The 25,450-nt window shown below is 70.0% G+C and carries 23 protein-coding genes; 4 read left to right on the forward strand and 19 right to left on the reverse strand.

The genetic code is table 11. The features are described 5' to 3' along the window. The 4 genes from AC27IY_RS43930 to AC27IY_RS43945 all read right to left on the reverse strand — a co-directional run. Positions 1-5,158 (reverse strand): type IV secretion protein Rhs (locus AC27IY_RS43930; protein ID WP_487181640.1); only part of this gene is annotated, 5,158 nt, incomplete at its 3' end. A 59-nt stretch (positions 5,159-5,217) separates the two neighbouring features. Beyond that, positions 5,218-8,481, reverse strand: a complete 3,264-nt coding sequence (locus AC27IY_RS43935) for a LamG-like jellyroll fold domain-containing protein (protein WP_487181641.1) — start codon at positions 8,479-8,481, stop codon at positions 5,218-5,220. A 204-nt stretch (positions 8,482-8,685) separates the two neighbouring features. Next, a complete protein-coding gene (locus tag AC27IY_RS43940) occupies positions 8,686-9,390 on the reverse strand; it encodes an alpha/beta hydrolase (protein ID WP_344210458.1) in 705 nt (234 codons plus the stop codon). 43 nt (positions 9,391-9,433) lie between these two features. Beyond that, entirely contained in the window at positions 9,434-9,724 is a 291-nt protein-coding gene (locus AC27IY_RS43945; protein WP_364448934.1) for an ATP/GTP-binding protein, read from the reverse strand. Positions 9,725-9,810: 86 nt separating this feature from the next. Here AC27IY_RS43945 and nucS point away from each other — a divergent pair, with 86 nt between their 5' ends. From nucS to AC27IY_RS43960, 3 genes are all read left to right on the forward strand, one after another. Further along, positions 9,811-10,473, forward strand: coding sequence for an endonuclease NucS (gene nucS / locus AC27IY_RS43950; RefSeq protein WP_329584061.1), 663 nt, complete (start codon positions 9,811-9,813; stop codon positions 10,471-10,473). A gap of 66 nt (positions 10,474-10,539) precedes the next feature. Beyond that, the gene (locus AC27IY_RS43955; RefSeq protein WP_487181642.1) at positions 10,540-12,012 is read left to right on the forward strand and encodes an aldehyde dehydrogenase family protein; all 1,473 of its coding nucleotides are present in this window, start codon (positions 10,540-10,542) and stop codon (positions 12,010-12,012) included. A 144-nt stretch (positions 12,013-12,156) separates the two neighbouring features. Further along, on the forward strand, positions 12,157-12,699 hold the full coding sequence (locus tag AC27IY_RS43960) for a TetR/AcrR family transcriptional regulator (RefSeq protein WP_487181643.1): 543 nt from the start codon (positions 12,157-12,159) through the stop codon (positions 12,697-12,699). Positions 12,700-12,828: 129 nt separating this feature from the next. Here AC27IY_RS43960 and AC27IY_RS43965 read toward each other — a convergent pair whose 3' ends face one another. The 4 genes from AC27IY_RS43965 to AC27IY_RS43980 all read right to left on the reverse strand — a co-directional run bounded on the left by AC27IY_RS43965 (position 12,829) and on the right by AC27IY_RS43980 (position 16,408). Beyond that, positions 12,829-13,146, reverse strand: coding sequence for an STAS domain-containing protein (locus AC27IY_RS43965; RefSeq protein ID WP_344209440.1), 318 nt, complete (start codon positions 13,144-13,146; stop codon positions 12,829-12,831). 77 nt (positions 13,147-13,223) lie between these two features. Continuing rightward, positions 13,224-14,390: a sensor histidine kinase gene (locus AC27IY_RS43970; RefSeq protein ID WP_423444146.1), complete on the reverse strand. Its 1,167-nt coding sequence runs from the start codon at positions 14,388-14,390 to the stop codon at positions 13,224-13,226. A gap of 15 nt (positions 14,391-14,405) precedes the next feature. After that, positions 14,406-15,515 carry an ABC transporter permease gene (locus tag AC27IY_RS43975; protein WP_423444144.1) on the reverse strand — a complete coding sequence of 370 codons (1,110 nt, stop codon included), beginning with the start codon at positions 15,513-15,515 and terminating at the stop codon, positions 14,406-14,408. Continuing rightward, positions 15,512-16,408, reverse strand: coding sequence for an ABC transporter ATP-binding protein (locus AC27IY_RS43980; RefSeq protein WP_344209446.1), 897 nt, complete (start codon positions 16,406-16,408; stop codon positions 15,512-15,514). The genes AC27IY_RS43975 and AC27IY_RS43980 overlap by 4 nt, the downstream gene beginning before the upstream one ends. Positions 16,409-16,535: 127 nt before the next feature. Between AC27IY_RS43980 and AC27IY_RS43985 the strand changes: the two genes are divergently transcribed. Then, positions 16,536-17,126 carry a cob(I)yrinic acid a,c-diamide adenosyltransferase gene (locus AC27IY_RS43985; RefSeq protein ID WP_487181644.1) on the forward strand — a complete coding sequence of 197 codons (591 nt, stop codon included), beginning with the start codon at positions 16,536-16,538 and terminating at the stop codon, positions 17,124-17,126. Positions 17,127-17,166: 40 nt separating this feature from the next. On the opposite strand, the gene AC27IY_RS43990 is transcribed toward AC27IY_RS43985, so the two are convergent. The 11 genes from AC27IY_RS43990 to AC27IY_RS44040 form a co-directional block, all read right to left on the reverse strand. Next, on the reverse strand, positions 17,167-17,529 hold the full coding sequence (locus AC27IY_RS43990; protein WP_344209450.1) for a DUF2550 domain-containing protein: 363 nt from the start codon (positions 17,527-17,529) through the stop codon (positions 17,167-17,169). A gap of 35 nt (positions 17,530-17,564) precedes the next feature. Next, positions 17,565-17,966: a F0F1 ATP synthase subunit epsilon gene (locus tag AC27IY_RS43995; RefSeq protein WP_091090848.1), complete on the reverse strand. Its 402-nt coding sequence runs from the start codon at positions 17,964-17,966 to the stop codon at positions 17,565-17,567. Positions 17,967-18,032: 66 nt separating this feature from the next. After that, positions 18,033-19,481, reverse strand: coding sequence for a F0F1 ATP synthase subunit beta (gene atpD, locus AC27IY_RS44000; protein WP_344209453.1), 1,449 nt, complete (start codon positions 19,479-19,481; stop codon positions 18,033-18,035). 1 nt (position 19,482) lies between these two features. Then, positions 19,483-20,385: a F0F1 ATP synthase subunit gamma gene (locus tag AC27IY_RS44005; RefSeq protein WP_344209455.1), complete on the reverse strand. Its 903-nt coding sequence runs from the start codon at positions 20,383-20,385 to the stop codon at positions 19,483-19,485. Between the two features lie 3 nt (positions 20,386-20,388). Next, a complete protein-coding gene (gene atpA, locus AC27IY_RS44010) occupies positions 20,389-22,038 on the reverse strand; it encodes a F0F1 ATP synthase subunit alpha (protein WP_364448958.1) in 1,650 nt (549 codons plus the stop codon). A 24-nt stretch (positions 22,039-22,062) separates the two neighbouring features. After that, entirely contained in the window at positions 22,063-22,872 is an 810-nt protein-coding gene (locus AC27IY_RS44015) for a F0F1 ATP synthase subunit delta (RefSeq protein WP_487181645.1), read from the reverse strand. Beyond that, positions 22,872-23,426 (reverse strand): F0F1 ATP synthase subunit B, encoded by a 555-nt coding sequence (locus AC27IY_RS44020; RefSeq protein WP_423444136.1) that lies wholly within the window; start codon positions 23,424-23,426, stop codon positions 22,872-22,874. Before AC27IY_RS44020 ends, AC27IY_RS44015 begins: the two co-directional genes overlap by 1 nt. Positions 23,427-23,454: 28 nt before the next feature. Continuing rightward, complete coding sequence (gene atpE / locus AC27IY_RS44025; protein WP_020546689.1) at positions 23,455-23,685, reverse strand: ATP synthase F0 subunit C; 231 nt, start codon at positions 23,683-23,685, stop codon at positions 23,455-23,457. A gap of 77 nt (positions 23,686-23,762) precedes the next feature. Then, positions 23,763-24,560 (reverse strand): F0F1 ATP synthase subunit A, encoded by a 798-nt coding sequence (gene atpB, locus AC27IY_RS44030; protein ID WP_423444133.1) that lies wholly within the window; start codon positions 24,558-24,560, stop codon positions 23,763-23,765. 67 nt (positions 24,561-24,627) lie between these two features. After that, positions 24,628-24,843, reverse strand: coding sequence for an AtpZ/AtpI family protein (locus tag AC27IY_RS44035; protein ID WP_329584088.1), 216 nt, complete (start codon positions 24,841-24,843; stop codon positions 24,628-24,630). A gap of 66 nt (positions 24,844-24,909) precedes the next feature. Next, positions 24,910-25,332 (reverse strand): Cg1360 family ATP-synthase-associated protein, encoded by a 423-nt coding sequence (locus AC27IY_RS44040; RefSeq protein ID WP_344209468.1) that lies wholly within the window; start codon positions 25,330-25,332, stop codon positions 24,910-24,912. Positions 25,333-25,450: the final 118 nt, after the last annotated feature.

Genomic DNA, 25,450 nt, shown 5'->3' on the forward strand with positions numbered 1-25,450 from the left:
CGATGGTGTAGTAGCGGGTCTGCTCGACGGTGTTCTTGGCGTAGTCGAGCCGCAGCTCCATGTCGTCGATGTAGAGGGTGGCGTCCGTGGGCGTCTTGCGCAGCAGCCGGTCGCCGTCGGCGTCGTAGACGAACGAGGTCGTCTTGCCGCCCTCGGTCACCGACTCCAGGTTGCCTTCGGCGTCCCAGGTCAGGGTCTGGTCGGCGTTGCCGACCTTGCGCCTGGTGGTGTTGCCGGCGGCGTCGTAGCCGAACAGGTCGGCGCCGACGCTCTGCAGCGCGTGCGGCTGCTTGCCGCCGGCCGCCGGGTAGGTGTAGGTGCGCACCTGCTCGTTGGCGCCGCCCCAGGCGTGCTTGGTCTCCTTCGTACGGTTGCCGGTGACGTCATAGGCGTAGCTGACCGCGTACGGGGCCACGCCGCCGATCTTGCTTGACTGCGGGGCGCCGCTCGCGCAGTCGTCGGTGGCCGTCCACGCGGAGGTCAGCCGGCGCAGATGGTCGTGGGTGAAGCACTGGGTGTCCTGGACGGCCCGGTCGGCGATCTTGGTGACGTTGCCGGCCGCGTCGTAGGTGTAGGACAGGTCCAGGTCGCTGGCGGGCGCGCCGGCCCGGTCCAGCCGCATGCCGGTGAGCCTGCGGGTGCCCTCGTCGTGGGTGTAGGTCAGCCAGGTCTTCTTGCTGCCCTCGCCCAGCTCGTACTGGAGGGTCTCGCCGAGCTTGCTGTAGCGGGCCGCGCTCACGTACGCCGACAGGCCGGTGACCTTGACCGGCTGGTTCAGCCCGTCGTAGCTGTAGACGACCGACTCCTCGGCCAGGCCGCCGCCCGCCGGGAAGCTGATCGACTGGACCTGGTCGTCGAGCGTGTAGCGGGTGTTGAGCTGGTAGGAACCCGCCAGCTTGCCCTCCCGTGCCGGGATGGTCACGGTCTGGCGGAGCGTGCGGTAGTCGGAGTCGATGGCGTTGATCTCGGCGGTGTACGCCTGCCCGTCCACGTACCGGATGGCCGCGTGCATGTGGCCCTTGGCCAGCGCGTCGTACTTCCACTCGGCCAGCAGCGTGCCGGTCGCCGAGCCCTCGCGCAGCTCCGTCTTGCGGCCGAGGGCGTCGTAGCCGTACCAGAGGGTCCGGCCGCGCGCGTCGGTGGTGGTGACGATCTCGTCGGCGTCGTTGTACGTGGTGGTCGTGACGCCCTTGTCGGGGTCCTCCGTCCTGATCTCGCGGCCGCGCAGGTCGTAGTGGTGCCGCCAGACGTTGCCCGCCGCGTCGGTCACCGTCGCCAGCCGGCCGGCCTTGTCGTAGGTGTACTTGGTGGACTCGTACTCGCCGGTCGGGGTCGAGCCCTTGTACTGGCGCAGCTCGACGAGCCGGTCCTGCGCGTCGCCGATCCTGGTGGTGGCGGTGTCGCCCGGCAGCGGCGTGACGTCCAGCCGGTCGCCCTGGTCCTTGGCCGAGACGCGGTACTTCTCCACGCCCTTGACCTTGAAGACCTCGGCGTTGGCCTCACCCGCGCCGTCGAACAGCGTGACGACCTGGGTGGGGACCGCGGCGTCTGCCACCCCGAACAGCTCGGTGGACGGCTTGCCGGTGGCGAAGTAGCCGGTGTTGGCCTTGTACTCCTCGCCCTGCGAGTTGTAGAAGGTGTCGGTGATCGTGCGCCCGTCGCGCAGCGCCGGATCCTGCGTCTGGTCGTCGACGGGGGCGGGTTCCTGGGTCTGGCGCTCGCGCATCAGACCGTCGAACAGCTCGTGACTGGTGGTGTAGGTGCCGTCGGCGTTCAGCGTCTTGGTCGTGACGACGCTGGGGCCGTCGTTGCGCACCTGGTAGGAGAACTCGGTGCTGGGCGACTGGCCGGCGGCCTTGCTGCGGTCCGGCTGCCAGACCTTGATCAGCCGGCCGAGCGCGTCGTACTCCATGTCCACGCGCCGGCCCGCGGCGTCGACCTCGGCGGTCGGCTCGCCCCACGCCGGTTCGAGCATGGTGCGCTCGGTGTGGCCGAGCTGGTTGGTCTCGGTGGTCTCCGTCGGCAGGGCGCCGGAGGCCGGGACGTAGGTGGTGACGGACTTGGTGCCGACCGGGTCGGTCTCGCTGGTCTCGCGGCCGTAGGCGTCGTACGTGTTGGCGCTGCCGGTGATCGTCTGCCCCTCGGCCGAGACGAGCTCCTGCACCGCGGTCACGTCGCCCTTGGTCGGGGCCTGGCCGTTCGACTGGCCGTCGTACTGGATCTTCTCGTCGGCGAGGATCTCGTCGGCGGCCAGCTTGGCCACCCCGGTGGTGCAGGCCGCCGCGACCTTCTGCACCCTGCTGGGGAAGTCGAGCATCCAGCTCGTGTCGTTGCGGGCGTAGGTGTAGCGGGTGCACTGGTCGTCGTCGGCGGTGGCCAGGTCGCCCTTCTCCTCGACCTGCAGCAGCAGGCCCTTGGTGTCGTACGTGCGGTCCTCGCCGGTACGCCGCCACTTGCCGCCCGACACCGCGGTGCGGGTGACCATGGACGTGGGCTGCACCATGTACGCGGTCTTGGTGACGCCGCCCTGCGTGGACTCGGCCGTCTTGGCCGACCAGGCGTCCTGGACGGTCGAGGTCAGCACCGCGCCGCCGTCACCGTCGAAGAGGGTCTCCTCCCGCTCGAACCCGGCGAGCTGGTCGAGGTCGTCGCGCTTGACGCCCTCGGAGTCCTCCACCTGGACGCTGCGCTTGGAGCCGTCGGCGAGCCTGTCGCCGTGCATGCCGCGGAAGTAGCGGAACTCCGTCAGCGTGCGCTTGCCGTCCTGCCCGTCGCCCTCGCGGACGCGGACCCGGCCGTAGCCGCGGTAGTCGGCCCACGTGCGGTGCTCGGGCTTGACCAGGATGTTGTCGGCGTAGTGCCAGGCGGCGCCGTCGAGGTACTCGTAGTCGGTGACCACGTTCGGCGAGCCGGCCACCCGGTCCACCTCGATGGTCTGGGCCACCAGGTACTTGTGGAACCAGTCGGTGACCTCGGCCTCGTTCGGCGGGGCCCAGCGCTGCGGGAAGCAGCGCCTGGTGTTCTTGTCGGCCGCGGGCACGTCGCCCGGCTTGCAGTCGGCCGCCGAGTAGTTGATGCGCAGCTCGCCGCCGTACTCGTTGTTGATGGCCTGCACCCGCCACTTGACCAGCGGGGCCCGGCCCTCGTTCGCGTCGACCCTGTTGGGCAGCTGCACGCCGATGAACGTCACCGGCGGCAACGTGATCGTGCCGCCCACGTGGCCGGTCTGCCGGATCGAGGCCAGCCACAGCGCCGGGCTCATCCCGTCACCGGAGGCGGGGAACTGGTGCGTCAGCGCCCACGAGTCCACCGGGGTGAACTGGCCGGCCGCGTTGCGCACCTGCGTGGTGACCTTGACCAGCCGCTTGCGGGTGAAGAACGTCGGCGCGAGGCGGTCGGTGCACTTCACCCCGCTGTCGCAGATCTGGTCGAACGGCACGTCCGGCCAGTGGCTCGCGGTCTCCTTCTTGAGCTGCTCGGGCGCGCAGGTGACCGTGCCGCTGGGCAGGCAGCGCTCGGCCACGTCGAACACCACGCGGGCGGCCGGCTGCTTGGTGAACAGCTCGTTGCTCAGGTAGCCGTAGTCGATGCGGGTCAGGTAGGCGCCGCGCACGTACTGGGTGCCCTGCTCCGGCTTCATGTTGCGGCCGTAGTAGTTGGTCTCGCGCTCGTACCAGTACGTGGTGGCGTTGCCGTGCGTGTCCACCTCGTAGTCGAGGTTCCACCGGTAGGCCTGCTGGCACCAGGCGTTGGCCGGGGTGCTGTTGTAGCAGGGCTCGCCGCTGTTGTTGCCGAACACTGGCACGGTCTGCACCGACTTGGTCTCGGCCTTGCCGCTGGCCCAGCCGGGCAGCCGGTTCAGGCCGAAGGTGTACTGGTTGCCGTCCGGCGTGGTGACCCGCCAGTACTCGCCGTTGTTGTCGCCGTTGGTGGCGCCGGTGAGGTACTCGATCCTGGTGCCGTCGTCGCGCTTGGGCCGCCACTGCTTGGTGGTGGCGTCCTTGATCAGCTCGACCGACGAGTCGCCGAGCGACATGATGGCGTTGTCCTGGTCCCAGCACAGGTCGCCGGTCTTCTTGCCGTCGAGCATGCACGACTTGTACCGGCGCTCGATGAAGCCGCCGGGGTTCAGCTCGAAGCCCTCACCGGCCCAGGACGTCTGGTTGTTGGTGGAGACGGTGCGCCCGTCCACGCTCTGCGAGGAGTAGCCGAGCGAGATCTCCGGCTCCTCACCGCCCAGCGACGGCGGCACGCGCATCTCGTAGCCCCAGCTGAAGTCGCCGGACTGGGTGCCGACGCTCCAGTCGGACGCCGCCGACAGGGAGGTGGCGGCGTGGTCGCCCGACGGGCCCGAGGCGGCGGCGGTCACCGCGTACAGGCCGGCCGTCTCGACCTCGGCGGTCACCGTGCCGTCTGCGGCGTTGTTCTCGCTCTTGACCGGCGTGGGCTGCGGGCAGTCCGCGGCGCCGGTGAGCGCGCACTCCTCCAGCTTGACCACGCGCAGGCGGGCGCCGTAGTCGCCGCCGTAGGCGTAGCGGAAACCGGAGTAGTCGATCTGGAGCCGGGTCGTCGTCGCCTTGCCGGCCGAGCGGGCGGCCACCCCGTTCTCGCTCGGGGAGACGCGCATCGTCAGGCCGAGCCGGTCGGACTTGGCGGGGTCGAGCAGTTCGACCTTGACGGGGGTCACCGCCTCCGCCGCCTCCGCCGCGTCGGCGGACTTGGCGTTCTTCGCGGCCTTCTGCGGCGGGGCCAGCCTGACCGGGAAGTCGCCGGCGGCGAGGGTCCGCGCCGCCGCGTCCGTGCCGCCCAGCTCGGCGGTCTGCGGCTTCGGCCAGCTCACGCCGGGCGGGGCCGTCCAGACCTGCTTGGCGACCGGGTTGTCCAGCGGCGGCAGGACCGGGACCTTGGTGCCCTTGACCGGGGTCTCCTTCCGCACCTGGGGAGCGGGGCGGGGAGCGGCCTCGGCGGGCATGGCGTACGCCATGGGAACGATGAGGATGACGGACAGGATCGTCGCCAGGCGGCGCGGCCAGGGGGATTCGGGCTTCGGGTGGAGGAAGCGGTTCCAGTAGGGGTCGGGGGCGTCGGCGAACTCCGGGGTTTCCGGAGGGCGATTCCATCGGGATTCGGGCAGCTCTAACTCACTCGGCAGATCCATGACTCTCCCAGTCGGGTGGTGCTGCTCTTCGAGGGGGTGTACTGGGCGAAAAGAAGGGATTATTGGGCGGCGAGTGCGGCGATCTGATCGGCGTTGAGCACGCCGTCGTAGGTGCGGACGTCGTCGACGGTGCCCGGCCAGTAGCCGGTCAGGGCGCCCGCGCTCTTGGTGCGGCCCAGCTGCAGCGGTCCGGTGGCGTTCCAGGTGCTGGTGTGGCCGGTGACCGTGGTGGCGGACAGGCGGCCGTTGACGTAGATGCGGAGCTGGCCGGTCAGGGAGTCGTACACACCGGCCAGGTGGGTCCACTCCATCGGGTTGGCGAGGGAGTCGGAGCGGGTCCGTACGAGGGTCGCGGTGTCGGTGTCGGCCGAGGCCATCCCGAACACCCAGCGCTGCTGCGCGGTGTCGTAGCCGAGCTGGAACCCGGCGGCCCGGTTGCCCGTCTGGGACACGGCGGCGACGTCCTTGGTGGGCAGGTAGTCGAGCTGGGTCCACAGGGCGACCGTGAAGCCGGTGGCGGTGGAGACCGCGGGCTTGGTGGTCTGGGCCGCGCCGGTGACGCCGTCGAGCGCGAGCGCGCCGTCCAGCCAGCCGGAGGTCCAGGAGGCGGCCCCGGCGAGCGTGGCGGGCGTGGCCCGGCCGGAGGAGTCGGCGGCGGCGGTGCCGCTCTCCTCGTCCAGCGTCCAGTGGCCGACCAGCGTGGACGCGCTGTTGATCAGGTCGGCGATCTCGTCGGCGAACACGGCCCGGCCGTAGGCGCGCACGTCGTCCACGTCGCCCGGCCAGAACTCGGCCGCCGCTCCCGCGACCTTGCCTCGGCCGGCGACGAACGGGCCGGCGGCGTTCCACGGCTGGGTGAAGGCGACCGTGGACTCCAGGCGGCCGTTGACGTAGAGCGAGAGCTGCCGGGACGCCGTGTCGTAGACGCCGGCCAGGTGGGTCCACTCGTTCAGCCGGGGCGCGGCGGCCGACAGGGCGCGGGTGGTCGCCACGCCGTCGGCGTCGGCGGCGGTGCGGGTGAACGCCCAGCGGTCGTCGCTCTTGGAGTACTGCAGGGCGAACCCGCCGGTCCTGCCGCCCTCCTGGGTGAGCAGGGTCGCGGTGGCGGCGTTGGAGGTCAGGCGGGCCCAGGCGGCGACGGCGAAGTTGCGGCTCGTGTCGAGGACCGGGCCGGAGGTCTGCGCGGAGCCGCTGGCCAGGCGCAGTGCCGAGCCGGTGCGGCCGCTCGTCCACGTCGCGCCGGTCAGGGTGGCGGGGTGGGTGCCCCCCGCGTCGGCGGCGGTGCCGCCCTGGCCCTCGTCGAGCGGCCAGTGCCCGGCCGGCGGGCGGCCGAAGTTGACGTTGAAGACGTACGTGCGGATCGGGCCGAGCTGCCCGGCGCGGTCCTTGCTGCGGACCGACAGCACGTTGGGGCCGTCGTGCCGCGGGGTGATCTGGACCGTCGCCTTGCCTTCCTCGCCCGCCGCGACCACCGTGGTGGGGCTGGTGTCGAGCCCGTAGAGGTAGGAGGCCACGTCGGTGACGCCGTTGGGGCCGAAGCTGAACGTCCCGGCCAGGCCGAGGCCGTCGGACCAGCTGTTCTCCGGGTATTCGGAGGAGATGATCGTGGGCTGCTGGCCGGGCGCGGTGGCGTCCACCGTGGCCTCGCACCAGGGGCTCCAGGCGCTGTTCGCCTTGCCGTCCTCGGCGCGTACCCGCCAGCGGACCAGTGCGCCGTCGGCGTACAGGCTGGTCGGGACGGTGGCGGCGAAGGCGGTGCCGGAGGAGCCGGTGGCGGTGACGTACTCGCCGGCCTTCACACCGGCGGCGTTGTACCACTCGAAGCGGCCCTTGACCGAGTTGTCGGCGTCCTTGAGCTTGGCCCACAGCTTGGGCGTGGCCGTGCTGATGATGGGCCGGTCGTCGCCGGAGACGCAGGGGCCGCCCGGGTCCGACCAGACGTCGGCGGCGACCGGGTCGTTGGGGATGGAGTTGTACTCGATGACCGCGGTCGGGTTGTTCTTGAACTTCTTCCAGGCGTACACGTCGGTCTCGCTGGTGGCCCGGAGGCCGACGGTCATCTGGTTCCACTTCTTGGCCGCGGCGTCGGCGGCCCAGGAGGTGATGTCGAACTCGACGCCGCCGGGCAGGCAGGAGGCGCCCCAGCCCTTGGCCACGTTCACCGTGCTCAGCAGCCTGGTCCAGGACGGCTGCTTGTTCCAGGTGGTGCTGGAGCTGATCGCGCCGGTGCCCCACGCCTCGACCTTGCGGGCGCTGCAGGAGTAGGACCACGTCTCGTACGTCCGCAGCGTCGCCTTGATGATCTGCTTGCCGTGGATGGTCGCGCCGGTCGCCATCTGGAAGAACGAGCGGTTCTTCTGCGACTCGACGTGCCCCACCCGGGCGACGTCGCTGGAGTTGAGGTAGTTGGAGTTCGGCCAGTTGCTCCAGACCGCGGTCCACGAGCCGCGCGAGGCCGAGAAGTAGGGGTCGAGGTAGACGGGGAACTGGGTCTCCGGGTCCGTCAGCATCGCGCGGTCCGGCTTGAGCCGCAGCTCGCGACCCTTGACCGCGACGCCCATCGTGGCCTCGCGGGCCTCGGGCGAGCGGCCTTCCCTGAGCGCCTTCGGGCTGGTCAGGCCCTCGGAGTCCCACATCTTGGGCGTGGGGGCGAGGAAGAGCGCGCCGCCTGCCTCGTCGAGCGCCCGCAGGTTGCCCGCGGCGTCGGTCTTCACCGACAGGCCCTCGGCGGCCAGCGGGTACGCCAGCTCGGTCAGGCCCTGCGCGGCTTCCCGCGTCTTGACCACGAGCAGGTGCGAGAAGCCGTCCACGTCGGCCGTGACCTGGAGGTCGACGCCCGGCCTGACCTCGGCGTAGGTGGCGGTGTCGCCGTTCAGCGTGGGTTTGGGCAGCGGGCCGGTCCAGCCCAGCTCCAGGGTCTTGCCGCCGCGCGACAGGCGGGCCAGCGGGCCGTCGCCGCCGCCGGAGAAGGTGACGCCGACCGCGGCGGCGACCGGCTCGATCGCGCCGTCCGGGCGCAGGCGGAGCGTGGTGTCCACGGGCACCCAGCCGCCGTCCCTGCGGACCTGGATCGGGCGTACGTACTGCTCCAGCGTGAACGTGCCGTCGGGTTTGGCGTAGACGCGGCGGGTCTCGCCGCGCATGGACTCGATCTCGACGGTGCGGTTGTCCCGCCGGGCCAGGGCCGCCGCCTGCCGCTCCGCGCCCTCCTGGCCGGGCGGCCCGGCCTGCTCCGGCGGCGCCGCGGCATGCGCCGCCGGAGGGGTCTCGGCCGCGGCGGACGGTGCCTGTGTCAGGACCACCGCCACCATCGGAAACGCCATCGCCGCCGCACCTAGTAAACGCACGACCCGCATTTGTCCTCGCCCATGCTGAGCAGGGGTTACGCGCGGAACGGACACCGCCCGGCGTCTCCACGATCTTCGATTGACGCTCGGATTGTCACCCTGTGTCAGACGTGGAGTCCAGAGTTCTGCTCATTATGTTCACGAAAAGCTTCAAAGCTCGCGTCCGCGCGCAAATCCTCGTCAGACCTCGGTGGGCAGCGGATAGGCGGCCGGGTTGACCCGTTTGACGATCTCGTCGAGCACGATCCGCACGTACGGCTCCCCCACCCACAGGTGCTTGGCCCCGTCGACGCCGACGACCTCGGCCTGCGGCACCCGCGCGAAGCGCTCGCGCGCCTCCTCCGGCCGCAGGTAGTCGTCGAACTCCGGCACCAGCGCGGTCAGCGGCCGGCCGAAGGCCGCCCAGGCGTCGAGGTCGTCGTCGGTGGCCCGGTGCAGCGGCGGCGAGAGCAGGATGGCGCCCTGCACCAGCGGGTCGTGCCCCCACTTCAGCGCCAGCTCGGTGCCGAACGACCAGCCGACCACCCACACCCGCGGCAGGTCGTGGAACTCGGCGTACTCCAGCGCGGCGGCCACGTCGAAGCGCTCGCCCTCGCCCCCGTCGAAGGCCCCTTGCGAGGTGCCGCGATCCGAGGAGGTGCCGCGCGTGTTGAAGCGCAGCACCGCCAGGTCCGCGAGGGCCGGCAGCCGGTTGGCGGCCTTCTTGTAGAGGTGGCTGTCCATGAAGCCGCCGTGGGTCGGCAGCGGGTGCAGGGTCACCAGCGTCGCGACCGGGGCCCGCTCGGCCGGCAGGGCCAGCTCGCCGACCAGGGTCAGGCCGTCGGCCGTGTGCAGCTCGATCGGCTCCCGCCGGGCCGGCAGCTCCGTCGCCGCGCGAATCTCCACCATCGTTCCTTTCGGGGGCCAGTAACGGGGCTAGTAACGGGGGCTAGTAACGGCTGCGGCCGGGGCCGCGGTCGAGCCTCTTGCGCCAGCAGGGCTGGTGCCAGTGGCGGCGTTCCTCGTCGCCGCCCGACCAGGCGGGCCAGGACACCAGGTGCGGCTGACCGGGGCGGATCTCCTGGTCGCAGCCGGGGCAGCGGTAGTTCTTCGTCGACGCGGCGCCCGTGAGCATGCGGACCTTCCACTCGCCGTCCGGCCACTCCTCCACCTTGTCGAGGCCGGTCGGGAAGCCGAAGGGGCGGGAGGACTCCCTGCGGCGGGCCCGTCGCGGGCTCATCCCGTGCCGCCTCCGGACCCGCGCAACGTCATGCCCCCGTCGATCGCCATGCCCCCAGTTTTCCAGAGCCGCTAAGGTGGGTCGTCATGCGGCTGGTCATCGCGCGATGCAGCGTGGATTACGTAGGACGGCTCACGGCTCACCTGCCGATGGCGCCGAGGCTCGTGCTCATCAAGGCGGACGGCAGCGTGAGCATCCACGCCGACGACCGCGCGTTCAAGCCGCTCAACTGGATGAACCCGCCGTGCAAGCTCAAGGAGGACGGCGGCACCTGGACGGTCACCCACGGCAAGACCGGCGAGAAGCTGGTCCTGACCATGGCCGAGATCCTCCACGACTCCAGCCACGAGCTGGGCGTCGATCCCGGGCTCATCAAGGACGGCGTGGAGGCCCATCTGCAGGAGCTGCTCGCCGAGCACATCACGACACTGGGCGAGGGATACTCGCTGATCCGCCGCGAGTACATGACGGCCATCGGTCCCGTCGACATCCTCTGCCGCGACGGCCTCGGCGCGACCGTGGCCGTGGAGATCAAGCGGCGTGGCGAGATCGACGGCGTCGAGCAGCTCACCCGCTATCTGGAGCTGCTCAACCGCGATCCGCTGCTCGCGCCGGTCCGCGGCGTCTTCGCCGCCCAGGAGATCAAGCCGCAGGCCCGGGTGCTCGCCACCGACCGCGGCATCGACTGCGTCACGCTCGACTACGACGCGCTGCGCGGCATCGAGCCGGAGAACCCCACCCTGTTCTGACGCGCCGCAGGTCGTCACGCCCACCTTGCCCTAGTAAGCGATGGCTTACCGGATTATCGTGACGCCATGACCACGGTGACGTTCGACTCACTGAACCCGGCCACCGGCGCGATCGTCGGCAGCCACCCGAAGCAGGGCCCGGAGGCCGTCCGCGAGGCGGTCGGCCGGGCCGACGCGGCCGCCGCCTGGTGGGCGGGCCTGGGGCACGCCGAGCGCCGGCGCCGGCTGCTCGACTACAAGGCGGTCGTCACCCGTGACCTGCGGGAGCTCGCCCGGCTCGTCCACGAGGAGACCGGCAAGCCGGTCGGCGACGCCACGCTGGAGATCGTGCTGGCGATCACGCACATCGACTGGGCCGCGCGCAACGCCCACAAGGTGCTGGGCCGCCGCCGCGTCGCGACCGGCATGATCGGCCTCAACCTGGCCGCCACGCTCGAATACCTCCCGCTCGGGGTCGTCGGGGTGATCGGCCCCTGGAACTATCCGGTCTTCACGCCGATGGGCTCCATCGCGTACGCGCTGGCCGCCGGCAACGCCGTGGTGTTCAAGCCGAGCGAGTTCACCCCCGGCGTCGGGGTACGGCTGGCGGAGCTGTTCGCCGAGGCGGTGCCCGAGCACCCGGTCTTCCAGGCGGTGACCGGCCTGGGCGAGACCGGCGCGGCCCTGGCCGCCGACCCGCGCGTCCGCAAGATCGCCTTCACCGGCTCGACGGCCACGGCCAAGCGCGTCATGGCCGCCTGCGCCGAGAACCTCACGCCGATCGTGGCCGAGTGCGGGGGCAAGGACGCCTTCATCGTCGACGCCGACGCCGACCTCGGCGCCGCCGCCGACGCCTGCCTGTGGGGCGCGCTGTCGAACGCCGGCCAGACCTGCGTGGGCGTCGAGCGCGTCTACGTCGTGGACGCGGTCTACGACGGGTTCATGCGCGAGCTGTCCGAGCGGGTGACCAAGGTGCGCGCCGGTGAGGACTACGGGCCGATCACCATGCCCGCCCAGGTCGAGGTCATCAAGCGGCACATCGACGACGCCGCCAAGGCGGGCCGGGTGGTCACCGGCGGGCCAGGGGCGGTGCGGCCGCCGTTCGTGGACCCGGTCATCGTCGAGGACGTGCCCGAGGACTCCGCGGCCGTGCGCGAGGAGACGTTCGGCCCCACGATCACCGTGCGGCGCACCCGCGACGCGCAGGAGGCGCTGGAGCTGGCCAACGCCTCGTCGTACGGGCTCGGCGGGACGGTGTTCTCCAGGAACGCGCGCCGGGCGACGGAGCTGGCCCGCCTCATGCGGACCGGTATGACGGCGATCAACTCGGTCATCTCGTTCGCCGGGGTGCCGTCCCTGCCGTTCGGCGGCGTCGGCGACTCGGGCTTCGGGCGCATCCACGGGGCCGACGGCCTGCGCGAGTTCAGCAGACCCAAAGCGATCTCGCGACAGCGTTTCGCGATGCCCGGGATGAACCTGACCTCGTTCTCCCGAGGGCCCGCCGAGCTTGAGCGGCTGATCAGGCTTGTCACGTTCTTGCACGGCCGACGTAAAAGATAATCTTCGTACTCTTTCCCTAAACGGATCATCCGTCCATAATTGTGTGCTCTGGGGGCCACGATCATGTTGGACGGGTGGAATGTGAACCGGTCTTACCGGGGAATGTCGGCTGAGCAAAGGCTGGCGGACAGACGGGAGCGGCTGATGACGGCCGCCTACACGCTATACGCGAAGCCGGGATTCGCGGCGACGACGATCGAAAGGTTGTGCTCGGAGGCGCGGATCTCGAACCGCGCCTTCTACGAATGTTTCGGCGGTCGCGAGGAGCTGCTTCAGGCGCTGCACCAGCGCTGCGTGGAGGAAAGCCTGAGCGTCGTGGCCAAAGCGTTACAGGAGGCCCCGGACACCCTCGAAGGGCGGGTGCGGGCGGGGATTCGCGCCTATATCGAGTTCGCCACGGCCGACTGGCGCCGCGCCCGCATCATGCACGTCGAGGTGCGCAGATCGGGCGACGTGCTGTCAATGTCGCGCCAGCGGGCCATAGAGTCCTTCGCCCGCATCATCCAGGAGGCCGCCGCGGATTTTCCGCAGGATCCGCACGTGAATCGGCGGCTGCTGGCACTCGGCGCCATTGGGGCGTTGCAGGAGTTGCTCATCGAATGGCTGCTGGCCGAGCCGCAGCCGGCCACCGACGATCTCGTGGCGACCGCGGTGCACATCTTCATGCGCAGCCTCGCCGCGCCCTGATCCGGGACGGCACCGGGATAAATCTCGCGGTATTCCGTGCGCATAGGGATGCGCACCATCCGTAATCCGGATTTTGTCTAAGTGAGAAAGAGCGGGCGGCGGCTGATCGCCGCCCGCCGCTATATGTCCTCAGGCCACCGCGGCCGCCGGAACCTCCACGAGCAGGACCCGATTCAGCCGGGTCACCGCGAGGATCCGCATGATCCGCGGTGGCACCCCCCGTAGGACGAGGCGGCGTTGCGCGCCCATCGCGCGCCGATGCGCCCCCACGAGCACGCCGAGACCGGTCGCGTCGATCATCTCCAGCTCGGAGAGATCGAGGATCAGGTCGCCCTCGCCGGCGTCGAGAGCGTCGTGCAGCCGCTCGCGCACCCCCGCAGACGTGCCGGCGTCGAGCCTGGCCCCGATCCGCACCACTTGAGCTCTCGGATTGCCTCGGACGCGCATGCCACCTCCTCAGTCACGCGCACAGCCGGTCGCGCCGCGCGCACAGATGCGCGGAACGGACCTCCTGCATGTCACCCCTACCCATCCACAGGCAGCGACACGACAGCTTCGAGCAGGAACTCGCCATCCTCCGTGGGCCGGGCGCGCACCGCGCCGCCCACGGCGGCCAGCCGCTCCGCCATGCCGGTGAGCCCGCTGCCCAGGTCCGCGGCCTGCCTCCGGGCGACCCCGTCGTTGCGTACGGACAGCTCCGCCTGCTCGGGGGTGAACCTGATCGAGATGTCGCAGAACGTCGCCGTGCTGTGCTTCAGCACGTTGGTGACCGCCTCGCGCACCGCGAAGGCGAAGACGGGGGCCAGCCCGGCGGGGAGCTCACGATAGGGCAGGCGCACCTCGCAGCGGACCCCGGCCGCTTCGAGCACTCCCTTCACGCTATCCAGCTCGGCCGTCAAGTCAAGCTCGCGGTAGCCGCGCACGGCCTCGCGCAGCTCGCGCAGGGCCTTGCGGGTGAGCGTGTTGATCTCGGTCAGCTCGGCCCTCGCCGCCGCGGGATCGGCCTCCGACAGCCGCTTGGCCAGCTCGGTCTTGACCGCGATGGCGGAGAGCTGGTGGCCCACCAGGTCGTGCAGGTCGCGGGCGAAGCGCAGGCGCTCCTCGGCGAGCGCGAGCCGCGTGTGCGCCTCCCTGCCCTGGTGCGCCTGCTCCGCCAGTGTCCAGATCCACAACCACAGCCGGCCGGACGGGGGCAGGGAGGCGCACCAGACGCCGTAGACCCCGCCGTAGAAGAGCACGGCCTCCGGCAGGCTCAGGTCCGCGCCGGTCACCCCGGTGTCGGTCACCACCCCGAGCAGGCCGAGCCCCACGGCGACCACGAGGGCCCCCACCGACTGCAGGACCGCTGTGCGCTTGGAGACCCGCAGCGTGGCGGTGTAGACCCAGACCATGATGAGGAAGCCCCAGCCGAAGGGGTCTCCCCCGCCCGCCGCCGCTCCGATGACCGCGAGGACCGCGCTCACCACGATCTCGCGGAGGGGATAGCGGCCGGCCATCACGGCGTCGATGGCCCGCCAGGCGAGCCAGGTGAAGCCCACCGCCGCCGCGAACGCGGGCACGGCACGCCACCAGGGGAACCTCCCCTCGCCGAACAGCACCGTGCTGCCCAGCGCGAGGATGAGCCACAACATGACGAGACCGGCGATCAACGTGATCCACGTGATGCGCCGGGCTCGTTGGAGCGCTTCCATGCTGCCGCCGTCCGCCTACCCGGCGCGCAGCACTTCGGTGAGCTTGAGCCGCGCTCCCGTGCGCAGCACCGCCCGGCGGTACACCCCGGCGCCGAACGACAGCACCGCGAGCACCGCCAGCACCATGGCCGCCATGGACGCGCCCACCTGCCACAGCGGCACCTCGGTCGCCGCCATCCGCACCGGCATGACCATGGACGAGAACGGCGGCACGTACGACATGACCGTGGCCAGCGTGCCCGTGGGGTCGGTGGTGGCGTAGAAGGCCACGAAGTACGTGACCATGATGACCATGGTCAGCGGCGAGATCACGCTGCCGACCTCCTCCTGGCGGGAGACGAGCGAGGCGAACGCGGCCGACAGCGTCGCGAAGAACGCGTAGCCGAGCACGAACCACACCAGCACCCCGGCCACGAGCCCGCCGATGCCGGGTGGGAAGTTCGCGGCGGCGCCGGAGGCGGCCGCGGCGCCGAGGCCGACGGCCAGGATCGCCACCAGGTTGATCAGGCCGAGCACGCCCAGGCCGATGATCTTGCCGGCGAGCAGCTGCCAGGGCCGGATCGAGGAGAGCAGGATCTCCACGATACGGCTGCCCTTCTCCTCCACGACGCCCATCGCCACCATCGACACCTGGCTGATGATCAGCATGAACAGCACCAGCACGAGCACCACGGCGATCCCGGTGCGGGCCGAGTCGTACCGCGCGTCCTCGCCCACGGTCTCCATCTGGAGCGGCGGGATCGACACGCCCGCCGCGCCGAGCTTGACCTCGCGGTTCACGCTCTGCAGCAGCACGCCGAGCTCGTCGTCGAGCTGGCCGTCCGCCAGCACCTTGGTCCCGCCGACCACGACGGCGTCCACGTCGCCGTCGAGCACGGCCTGCCGGGCCGTGGCCTCGTCGGCGAACTCCCGCCACTCGAACTTCGCCTCCGGCGCCGCCCGGTCCAGCGGCAGCCGCTCGCTGTTCACGGTGCCGATGGTGTAGGAGTCGGGGCGGTCCATGAGCTTGGGCGCGAACGACACCGCCGCCACCAGGAGAGCCGTCACCAGCAGGCCGATGACGAACCCCTTCGTACGGATCTGCGTCATCACCTCTCTGCGGGCGACCAGCATCACACCGTTCACGCCACGGCCTCCTTGAAGATCTCGGTGAGGGTCGGCTGCTCGACGCCGAAGTGCTCGACGCGGCCCGCCTTGATCGCGCGGCGCAGGACCTCCTGGTCGTCCGCGTTCGTCGTGCGCAGGATGTGCCGGTCGCCGCGCACGGTGACCGTGCCGGGCAGGCCGTCGGCCCATCCGGGGGCGGGGTCGCGGACCTCCACGCGCAGCGTGTCGCCCTCGGCGGCACGCAGCTCGGCCACGGTGCCGGAGGCCACCATGCGCCCGCGCGCGACGATGCCGACCGCGTCGCACAGCCGCTCGACCAGCTCGAGCTGGTGGCTGGAGAAGATCACCGGCACGCCGCCCCTGCACCGCTCCTGGAGGGTGCCGGCCAGCGCGTCCACGGCGATCGGGTCCAGGCCGGAGAACGGCTCGTCCAGCACCAGCACCTCGGGGTCGTGCACCAGCGCGACCGCGAGCTGCACGCGCTGCTGGTTGCCCAGCGAGAGCGCCTGCACGGCCTCGTTCCTGCGCTCGGCGATGCCCAGCCGCTCCATCAGCTCCTCGGTGGCCTTCTGCGCGGCCGGCGCGCTGAGCCCGTGCAGGCGGCCGAAGTACTCGATCTGCTCGGCGACCCGCATCTTCTGGTACAGCCCGCGCTCCTCCGGCATGTAGCCGAAGCGGCGTCGCATGTCGTAGTCGAGCGGGCGGCCCTGCCAGCTCACCGAGCCGGAGTCGGCCTGGAGCACGCCCATGACGATCCGCATGGTGGTCGTCTTGCCGGCGCCGTTCGCGCCGACGAACCCGTACATCTCCCCAGGCCGCACGCTGAAGCCCACGCCGTCCAGCGCGACCTTTCCGCCGGGGGCGTCGGGGCCGCCCGCGAAGCGCTTGCGCAGCTCGCTTATCTCCAGCATCAGGTCCTCTCCTTCGTCATGGGTCAATAGTGGCGTTCACACCGTTCGCCCAGGTAGTCACCGAAATCACGGGCCGGACATGCATCCCGCGTCCGATCGGGATGACTTTTGTCATTACGCTGAGCGCATGACGCGTGCCGACAAGGACAAACCGGTCGTTCTCTCTCGCATCTACACCCGTGCCGGCGACGACGGCACCACCAGGCTGAGCGACATGAGCACGACCGCCAAGACCGATCCGCGGCTGGCCGCGTACGCCGACGTGGAGGAGGCCAACGCCCACCTCGGGCTGGCCCTGTCGTTCGGCACCCTGCCGGGCGAGCTGGCCGAGCTGCTGACCCGCCTGCAGAACGAGCTCTTCGACGTCGGCGCCGACCTCGCCACGCCGGTCACGGACAACCCCGAATACCCGCCGCTGCGGGTCGAGCAGTCCTACATCGACCGGCTGGAGGAGCAGTGCGACCGGCTCAACGAGGGGCTGAAGCCGCTGCGCAGCTTCATCCTGCCGGGCGGCGACCCCGCGACGGCGGCGCTGCACGTGGCCCGCGTGACCGTACGCAGGGCCGAGCGCACCACGTGGGCCGCCCTGCAGATCCACGACGACATGAACCCGCTGACCGCGAAATATCTCAACCGGCTGTCGGACCTGCTGTTCATCGCCTGCCGCGTGGCCCACGCCGGCCAGGAGATCCTGTGGAAGCCGGGCGGGACCCGCTGAACACCCCCGGGGCGGCGCTCAGGCCCGCGCTGCGGCCCCGTCAGGCCACGTCGAGGTAGGCACTGGGCGGCGCGGACTCCAGCCACGCCAGGAAGCCCGTGAGCGCGTCGGCGCTCATCGCCAGCGAGATGCCCCGCGTGCTGCCGCTGCAGTCCACCGCGTAGAGGCCGTCGCCGAGCTCGCGACGGGCGGAAACGACGAGGCCGCGCCTCGCGATCGCGTGGCGCGGCCTCAGTCGGACGCCCAGGAGCGGAATCCAGTGGAGTTCCCCGTCGGCATAGCGGGCCACCCCGCTGCGCCAGCCGCGGTCACCGGCCCGCAACCGACAGGGTACGTTGCCGCGCGAGCGCAGCATGAACACGCGCGGCACCACGAGGGCGGCGAGCAGCACTACGAGAACCACAACCGTCGCCACCATGCCGCCCCCTGACAGCTCTGTTATACGTCTTCCCCCGCCGCGCGGAGCCGGGCCCTGGCACGCTTGGCCTCGATCGCCGCGTCGGCGTCTTCCTGGTTGGCCTCGATGGAGGCCTGAGCGCGGTCGAGCGCGTCACGGGCAGCCGCGACGTCGACCTCCGACCCGAGCTCGGCGACCTCGGCGAGCACGGACACCTCATTGTCGGCCACGGAGATGAACCCGCCGTGAACAGCCGCCACGAGGTCGACCTCGCCCTCCCGCTTCACGCGCAGCACACCGCCCTCGACGAGAACGCCGAGCACAGGTGCATGTTGCGGCATAATACCGATCTCGCCGTCCACGGTCTTGGCAATCACCATGTCGGCCTCGCCAGACCAGATCTCACGCTCGGGTGAGACAACCCCTACGCGTAGCTTCGCCACTTGTGCAGGTTCCTTTCCGATCAGGTGGCGGCGCGGGACCATGCCCGGGCCGCCACCGTATGGCGATTAGCGACGCTGGAGTTCCTTGGCCTTGGCCACGGCCTGCTCGATGCCGCCGACCATGAAGAACGCCTGCTCGGGCAGGTGGTCGTACTCACCCGCGCAGAGGCCCTTGAAGGAGGCGATGGTCTCGTCGAGGGGCACGGTCTCGCCCGGCTGGCCGGTGAAGGCCTCGGCCGCGTACATCGGGTGCGACAGGAAGCGCTCGATGCGGCGGGCCCGCTGGACGGTGACCTTGTCCTCCTCGGACAGCTCGTCGATGCCGAGGATCGCGATGATGTCCTGGAGCTCGCGGTACTTCTGCAGGATCCGCTTGGTCTCCTGGGCCACCCGGTAGTGCTCCTCGCCCACGATCTGCGGGTCGAGGATCCGGGAGGAGGAGTCGAGCGGGTCCACCGCGGGGTAGATGCCCTTCTCCGAGATCGGCCGCGACAGAACGGTCTGCGCGTCGAGGTGCGCGAACGCGTTGTGCGGGGCCGGGTCGGTGATGTCGTCCGCGGGGACGTAGATCGCCTGCATGGAGGTGATCGAGTGACCGCGGGTCGAGGTGATGCGCTCCTGGAGCACGCCCATCTCGTCGGCCAGCGTGGGCTGGTAACCCACGGCCGACGGCATGCGGCCGAGCAGGGTGGAGACCTCGGAACCGGCCTGCGTGAAGCGGAAGATGTTGTCGATGAAGAGCAGCACGTCCTGCTTCTGCACGTCGCGGAAGTACTCCGCCATGGTCAGCGCCGTCAGCGCGACCCGCAGACGGGTGCCCGGCGGCTCGTCCATCTGGCCGAAGACGAGCGCGGTGTCCTTGAGGACGTCCGCCTCCTCCATCTCCAGCCAGAGGTCGTTGCCCTCACGGGTGCGCTCGCCCACGCCGGCGAAGCACGAGGTGCCGCCGAAGTTGCGGGCGACACGGCGGATCATCTCCTGGATGAGGACCGTCTTGCCCACGCCGGCGCCGCCGAACAGGCCGATCTTGCCACCCTGCACGTACGGGGTGAGCAGGTCGATGACCTTGATGCCGGTGACGAGCAGCTCGGTGCGGGACTCGAGCTGGTCGAAGGCCGGGGCCGGACGGTGGATGCCCCACCGCTCGGTGATCTTCAGCGACGAGGTCGGGACGTCCAGCGTCTCGCCCAGCGCGTTCCACACGTGGCCCTTGACGACGTCGCCGACGGGCACCGAGATCGGCGCGCCGGTGTCCTGCACCGCCTGGCCGCGGACCAGGCCGTCGGTGGGCTGCATGGAGATGGCGCGGACCAGGTTGTCGCCGAGGTGCTGGGCGACCTCCAGGGTCAGCGTCTTGGTCTCGCCGCCGAGGGTGACCTCGACCTTGAGCGCGTTATAGATGTCGGGCATCGCGTCGACGCCGAACTCCACGTCGACGACGGCGCCGGTGACGCGCGCCACACGGCCGGTGCCGGCCGCGGCGGCTTCTACAGTTTCAACAGCCTCTGCAGTCATTTCACTCTTTCCCCGCTGCGGCGTCAGCGAGCGCGTTGGCGCCACCGACGATCTCGCTGATTTCCTGGGTGATCTCGGCCTGGCGAGCCTGGTTCATCTGCTGGGTGAGCACCCGCATCAGCTCGTTGGCGTTGTCGGTCGCCGACTTCATGGCGCGCCGCCTGGCGGCCTCCTCGGAGGCCGCCGACTGCAGCAGCGCGGTGAAGATCCGGGATTCCACGTAACGCGGAAGCAGCGACTCCAGCACGTCGCCGGCGGTCGGCTCGAACTCGAAGTACGGCGGAATCTGGGTGGACTCCGTGGCCTCGGTCTCCTCGACCTCCAGCGGCAGAACGCGCTTGACGACGACGTTCTGGGTCAGCATGGAGATGAACTCGGTCGAGACGATGTGGATCTCGTCGATGCCGTTCTCGTCCTTGAACGAGTCGATGAGGACACCCGCGATCTCCTTGGCGTCGGCGTAGGCCGGCTTCCTGGAGAAGCCGACCCACTCGCCGCCCATCGTCCGGCCGCGGAAGGAGTGCCAGGTGACACCCTTGCGCCCGGTGACGAACGGCACGACCTCAAGGCCACGGCTCTCCAGCAGCCCGCGCAGGGCCTCGGCCTCACGCAGCACGTTGGCGTTGAAGCCGCCGCAGAACCCGCTGTCGCTCGTGACGATCAGAACGCCCGCCTTGGCGGGGTTGTCCTTCGCCACGGTCAGCGGATGGTCGACGCTGGCCGCGTTGCTGACGACGCCGGTGACGGCGCGGATGATCTCGCGCTCGTACGGCAGCGCCGCCTGCATCCGTTGCTGCGCCCGCACGATCCGTGAGGAGGCGATGAGCTCCTGGGCGCGCGTGATCTTCGCGGTCGACTTGACCGAGTTGATCCGCCGCCGCAGCAGCCTGAGCTGGGCACCCATGGACTACTTCTCCGTCGCCGGGCGGACGACCTTCTTGATCTTCTCCTGGCCGACCTCGCCGGCCTCCAGCGGAGCGACCGGCTCGTCCTTCACCAGCAGCTCGCCCGAGGAGGTGGTGAAGCCCTTCTTGAACTCCGTGATGGCGTCCTTGAGGGTGGTGACGGTGTCGTCGCCCATGTCCTTCGTCTCGCGGATGGTGTCGAAGACGCCCTTGTGCGAGGACTGCAGGTAGTCGAGGAACTCGGCCTCGAACCGGCGGATGTCCTCGGTCGGCACCTCGTCCAGCTCACCGGTGGTGCCGGCCCACACCGACACGACCTGGCGCTCCACGGGGAACGGGGAGTACTGGGGCTGCTTGAGCAGCTCGACCAGCCGCTGACCGCGCTCCAGCTGGGCACGGGAGGCGGCGTCGAGGTCGGAGGCGAACGAGGCGAACGCCTCCAGGTCGCGGTACTGGGACAGCGACAGCTTCAGCGTGCCGGCGACCTTGCGCATGGCCTTGACCTGCGCCGAACCGCCGACTCGGGAGACGGAGATGCCGACGTTGATGGCCGGGCGGACGCCGGCGTTGAACAGGTCGGTCTCCAGGAAGCACTGGCCGTCGGTGATGGAGATGACGTTGGTCGGGATGAACGCCGACACGTCGTTGCCCTTGGTCTCGATGATCGGCAGACCCGTCATCGAGCCGCCGCCCATGTCGTCCGAGAGCCTGGCGCAACGCTCCAGGAGCCGGGAGTGGAGGTAGAAGACGTCGCCGGGGAAGGCCTCACGGCCCGGCGGGCGACGCAGCAGCAGGGACACGGCGCGGTAGGCGTCGGCCTGCTTGGTCAGGTCGTCGAAGACGATGAGGACGTGCTTGCCCTGGTACATCCAGTGCTGGCCGATGGCCGAACCGGTGTAGGGGGCGAGGTACTTGTAGCCGGCCGGGTCGGAGGCGGGAGCGGCGACGATGGTGGTGTACTCCATCGCGCCGGCCTCCTCGAGCCGGGCCTTGACCTGCGCGATCGTCGAGCCCTTCTGGCCGACCGCGACGTAGACGCAGCGGACCTGCTGCGCCGGGTCGCCGGAGGCCCAGGCCTCGCGCTGGTTGAGGATGGTGTCGACGGCGATCGCGGTCTTGCCCGTGCCGCGGTCACCGATGATCAGCTGGCGCTGGCCACGGCCGATCGGCGTCATGGCGTCGATCGCCTTGATGCCGGTCTGCAGCGGCTGCTTCACCGGCTGCCGCTGGACGACCGAGGGGGCCTGCAGCTCAAGGGCACGCGTGCCCTCGGCGGTGATGGCGCCCTTGCCGTCGAGGGGGTTGCCCAGGGGGTCGACCACACGGCCGAGGAAGTCGTCGCCGACGGGCACGGACAGGACCTCGCCCGTCCTGCGGACCGTCTGGCCCTCCTCGATGCCGCTGAAGTCGCCCAGGATCACGACACCGATCTCACGGGTGTCGAGGTTGAGCGCCAGGCCGCGCGTGCCGTTCTCGAACTCGAGCAGCTCGTTCGCCATCGCCGAGGGCAGGCCGGAGACATGGGCGATGCCGTCGCCGGCGTCGACGACGGTCCCGATCTCCTCGCGCGCGGCGCCTTCCGGTTCGTACGCCTGGACGAAGCGCTCAAGCGCGTCCCGGATCTCGTCCGGCCGGATCGTAAGCTCCGCCATCTCTACTCTGTCTCCCTATTTCGCCTAGCCGGCCAACCGGCGGCGGACTTCTTCGATTCGTCCCACGATGGTGGTGTCGATGATCTCGTCGCCGATGCGGACCGAGAACCCACCGAGCACTCGCTTGTCCACCTCGACATTCAGGTGCACGTCACGCCCGTACGAGGTGCGCAGCCACGACGACAGGCGCCGCTTCTGTGCCTCGGTCAGCTCGACGGCGCTGCGCACCACCGCCACGAGGCGCTGGCGCTGCTGGGCCACGAGCTGGCCGAACTCCTCGAGCCCTACTTCCAGGCTACGTCCTCGCGGGTGCAGAACCACCTGCGTGATGAGGCGCAGGCTGGTGGGCGCCACCTTGCCGCTGAGCAGGTCGCTCAGCAGCTGCCGCTTGCCCTCGGCGGGGCCCGCGGTGTCGGCGAGCGCGCGGCGCAGGTCGGGGTTGGCGGCCACGACGCGACCGAAGCGGAAGAGCTCGTCCTCCACGTCGTCGAGCCGCGACTGGCTCTCCGCCTCAGCGGCCGCGGCGACCACGCCGAGCCGTTCGAGCACGTCGGCGAGGTCGCCGGCGCGTGACCAGCGAGCCGCGACCGCGCTCTCGACGGTGGTCAGCGTGACCGCGCCGACCTTGCCCTCCAGCAGCGCGCGCACGGTGCGCGTCTTGACCTCCGCCGGCCTGGCCTGGTCGGACAGGGCGCGGCGCAGGCCGTGCTCGCGGTCGAGCAGATCCGCGACCGCGAACAGCTCGTCGGAGAGCGTCCCGAGGTCGGCACTGCCGGCGACCGCGTTGAACCGCTCCTCGACCTCGGCCAGCGACGTCCTGCTCAGACCGCGCATCAGCGCACCGCCTGCGCGTTGGAGCTCTCCAGCTCGTCGAGGAACCGGTCGACGATGCGGCTCTGCCGAACCTCGTCCTCCAGCGACTCGCCCACGATGCGGCCCGCGAGCTCGGTCGACAGGCGGCCGATCTCGGTGCGGAGCTGCGCGAAGGCGGCCTGACGGTCGGCCTCGATCTGCGCGTGAGCAGCCTCGACGAGGCGGCGGGCCTCGGCCTGCGCCTCCTCGCGGAGCTCGGCCTTGATCTGCGACGCCTGCTCGCGTGCCTCCTCGCGGAGCCTGGCGGCCTCGCGCCTGGCCTCCTCGAGGTTGGCCGCGTACTGGCGCTGCAGCTCCTGGGCCTGGGCCTGGGCCTCTTCGGCCCGCTTGATGCCGCCCTCGATCGCGTCCGTCCGCTCGGCCAGCGTCTTCTGGATACGCGGCACGAGCATGCGCCCGACGACGAGGAAGACGACGAGGAACGCGAAGATACCGACGACGAGCTCGTACGTGTGCGGGATGAGGGGGTTGCCACCCTCCTCCGCCGCAAGGAGCGTAGCTGCCTTAACGATCATGTTGCAGCCTTTCGTCAGTTGAGGGCGATCAGATGCCCGAGAAGATGAACGGCGCCACCAGGCCGATCAGGGCGAGGGCCTCGGTGAGGACGAAGCCGAGGAGCATGTTCTGGCGGATCAGGCCGTAAGCCTCGGGCTGGCGCGCGATGGCCTGCACGCCCTGACCGAAGATGATGCCGACGCCGATGCCGGGGCCGATGGCGGCGAGACCGTAACCGATGGCGGTGACGTTGCCGGAGACCTCAGCGAGAACGCTCATTGTTGTTATTCCTTTACTTAACGGCCGATGACGTGGGTATCACCGGTCATGGACATTCCGTGTGGTGTGCGTGGGACTCAGTGCTCGGGGTGCAGCGAGCCGCCGATGTACATGGCGGCCAGCATCGCGAACAGGAAGGCCTGCAGGAACTGGATGAACATCTCGAAGCCGGTCAGGACGATGGTCATCACCACGCCCACGACGCCGACGGGAGCGCCCAGCGGGGTCAGCTTCTCGAACAGGAACCAGAAGCCGACCATGCTGAAGAAGGCCAGAAGCATGTGACCCGCGAACATGTTCGCGAAGAGTCGGACCGCGTGCGTGAAGGGGGCGATGATCAGGTTCGACAGGAACTCGATCGGCGCGAGCAGCACGTAGATGAACTTGGGCAGGCCGGGGGGGAACATCATGTTCTTGAAGTAGCCGACCGGGCCCTGGTGCTTCATGCCGAGGTAGACCTTGATGACGTAGATCAGGCCGGCGAGCACGGCGGGGAAGGCGATGTGCGAGGCGACCGGGAACTGCAGCACGGGGACGACGCCCATGAAGTTCCACAGGAGGACCACGAAGAAGATCGAGACCAGCAGGCCCATCCACTGGTCGGCGTCCTTGCCCAGGAAGGGCCGGGCGACCTGGTCGCGGACGAACATGTAGCCGTACTCGACGACGTTCTGGAGGCCCCTCGGCACCAGCTTGGGCTTGGCGAAGGCGCCCCAGCACAGCGCGATCACCACGACCGAGGTGAGCAGGGCGAGCAGGACCGGCTTGGTGAACCAGTCCACCCCCGGGATGATCGGGGGCAGGTTGAACAGCTCTTCAGGCGTAGGCGCCCCGAACTGATCGCCATGAGGAGCGAGGACCGTCAGCGCACTCACGCGGCGTTCCCTTCAACGTCGTAGTGGATCACAAGAGTTACCTCGGCGGAGTGATCGCTGCGCCGGGCTAGCGACCGAACTTCCGGTAGGCCAGGTAGCCGGCGAGCACAACCCCCAAGACCACGCCTATGGGGAAGAACGCGGACATGTCCAACCACCGGTCCAGCAACCACCCGAGACCGCCGTAGAAGGCCATCCCTGCGAGCAGATAGCTGGGGACTGACCACATGGCGTCGGCGAAGTCGCGACCGTCTGTCTCCGGTCGGCGTTCCTGTGCGCTCATCGCGGCCCCGACGATAGCAGGCGAGTAGAGGACTAGTCATATCGGGCCCCGCCCAGAGGGACGGCCTCATGAGTCACCCTGTCCGGGGACCTTGGCCTCGGGGTCGACGTACAGCATCTTGGTCTTCATGAAGGCGCGGACCTCGAACCCGGTCCACACGAGCGTGCAGATCACGACCGACCAAGCGAAAGCGAGGGTGTTCCAGATCGTGGTGTCGCGGAACGCGTTGAGCACGATCATGATGACGACGACCTTGACGAGGTAGCTCCCCATCGCCGCCATCGCCATCACCTGCGGGGAGATACGGGCGGCGTAGGAGACCGCCACCACACTGACGCTGAAGAAGACCCCGACCAGCAGTGTGCCGAGGGCGGCGCCCAGTGCGCCCTTGCCGCCGGCGGTCAGAAGAGCGACGACCACCGCGGCCACCCCGACCGCGAGGGTCGGAATCGCGGCGCTCTTGAGTACGCGCACGTCGTTGGCCTGCATCGGTGCTCCATCAGCGAGTTATCAAGCGAGCGTTTGCTACCCCGCGGACAAGTGCGTCGGGGGTCCCTGCTCGTGAAAGATATCACAAGCTCACGGAAGACCGCTTTTACCTGCCGTT

Source organism: Nonomuraea sp. B208 (assembly GCF_057536035.1).

Coding starts and splice junctions, on each gene's coding strand:
- AC27IY_RS44040 (WP_344209468.1), bottom strand. CDS start 25,332: ATGCAGGCCAACGACGTGCGCGTACTCAAGAGCGCCGCGATTCCGACC.
- atpE (WP_020546689.1), bottom strand. CDS start 23,685: ATGAGCGTTCTCGCTGAGGTCTCCGGCAACGTCACCGCCATCGGTTAC.
- AC27IY_RS44015 (WP_487181645.1), bottom strand. CDS start 22,872: ATGCGCGGTCTGAGCAGGACGTCGCTGGCCGAGGTCGAGGAGCGGTTC.
- nucS (WP_329584061.1), top strand. CDS start 9,811: ATGCGGCTGGTCATCGCGCGATGCAGCGTGGATTACGTAGGACGGCTC.
- AC27IY_RS43955 (WP_487181642.1), top strand. CDS start 10,540: ATGACCACGGTGACGTTCGACTCACTGAACCCGGCCACCGGCGCGATC.
- AC27IY_RS43960 (WP_487181643.1), top strand. CDS start 12,157: ATGACGGCCGCCTACACGCTATACGCGAAGCCGGGATTCGCGGCGACG.
- AC27IY_RS43935 (WP_487181641.1), bottom strand. CDS start 8,481: ATGGCGTTTCCGATGGTGGCGGTGGTCCTGACACAGGCACCGTCCGCC.
- AC27IY_RS44020 (WP_423444136.1), bottom strand. CDS start 23,426: ATGATCGTTAAGGCAGCTACGCTCCTTGCGGCGGAGGAGGGTGGCAAC.
- AC27IY_RS43980 (WP_344209446.1), bottom strand. CDS start 16,408: ATGCTGGAGATAAGCGAGCTGCGCAAGCGCTTCGCGGGCGGCCCCGAC.
- atpA (WP_364448958.1), bottom strand. CDS start 22,038: ATGGCGGAGCTTACGATCCGGCCGGACGAGATCCGGGACGCGCTTGAG.
- AC27IY_RS43945 (WP_364448934.1), bottom strand. CDS start 9,724: ATGAGCCCGCGACGGGCCCGCCGCAGGGAGTCCTCCCGCCCCTTCGGC.
- AC27IY_RS43970 (WP_423444146.1), bottom strand. CDS start 14,390: ATGGAAGCGCTCCAACGAGCCCGGCGCATCACGTGGATCACGTTGATC.
- AC27IY_RS44035 (WP_329584088.1), bottom strand. CDS start 24,843: ATGAGCGCACAGGAACGCCGACCGGAGACAGACGGTCGCGACTTCGCC.
- AC27IY_RS44005 (WP_344209455.1), bottom strand. CDS start 20,385: ATGGGTGCCCAGCTCAGGCTGCTGCGGCGGCGGATCAACTCGGTCAAG.
- atpD (WP_344209453.1), bottom strand. CDS start 19,481: ATGACTGCAGAGGCTGTTGAAACTGTAGAAGCCGCCGCGGCCGGCACC.
- AC27IY_RS43965 (WP_344209440.1), bottom strand. CDS start 13,146: ATGCGCGTCCGAGGCAATCCGAGAGCTCAAGTGGTGCGGATCGGGGCC.
- AC27IY_RS43985 (WP_487181644.1), top strand. CDS start 16,536: ATGACGCGTGCCGACAAGGACAAACCGGTCGTTCTCTCTCGCATCTAC.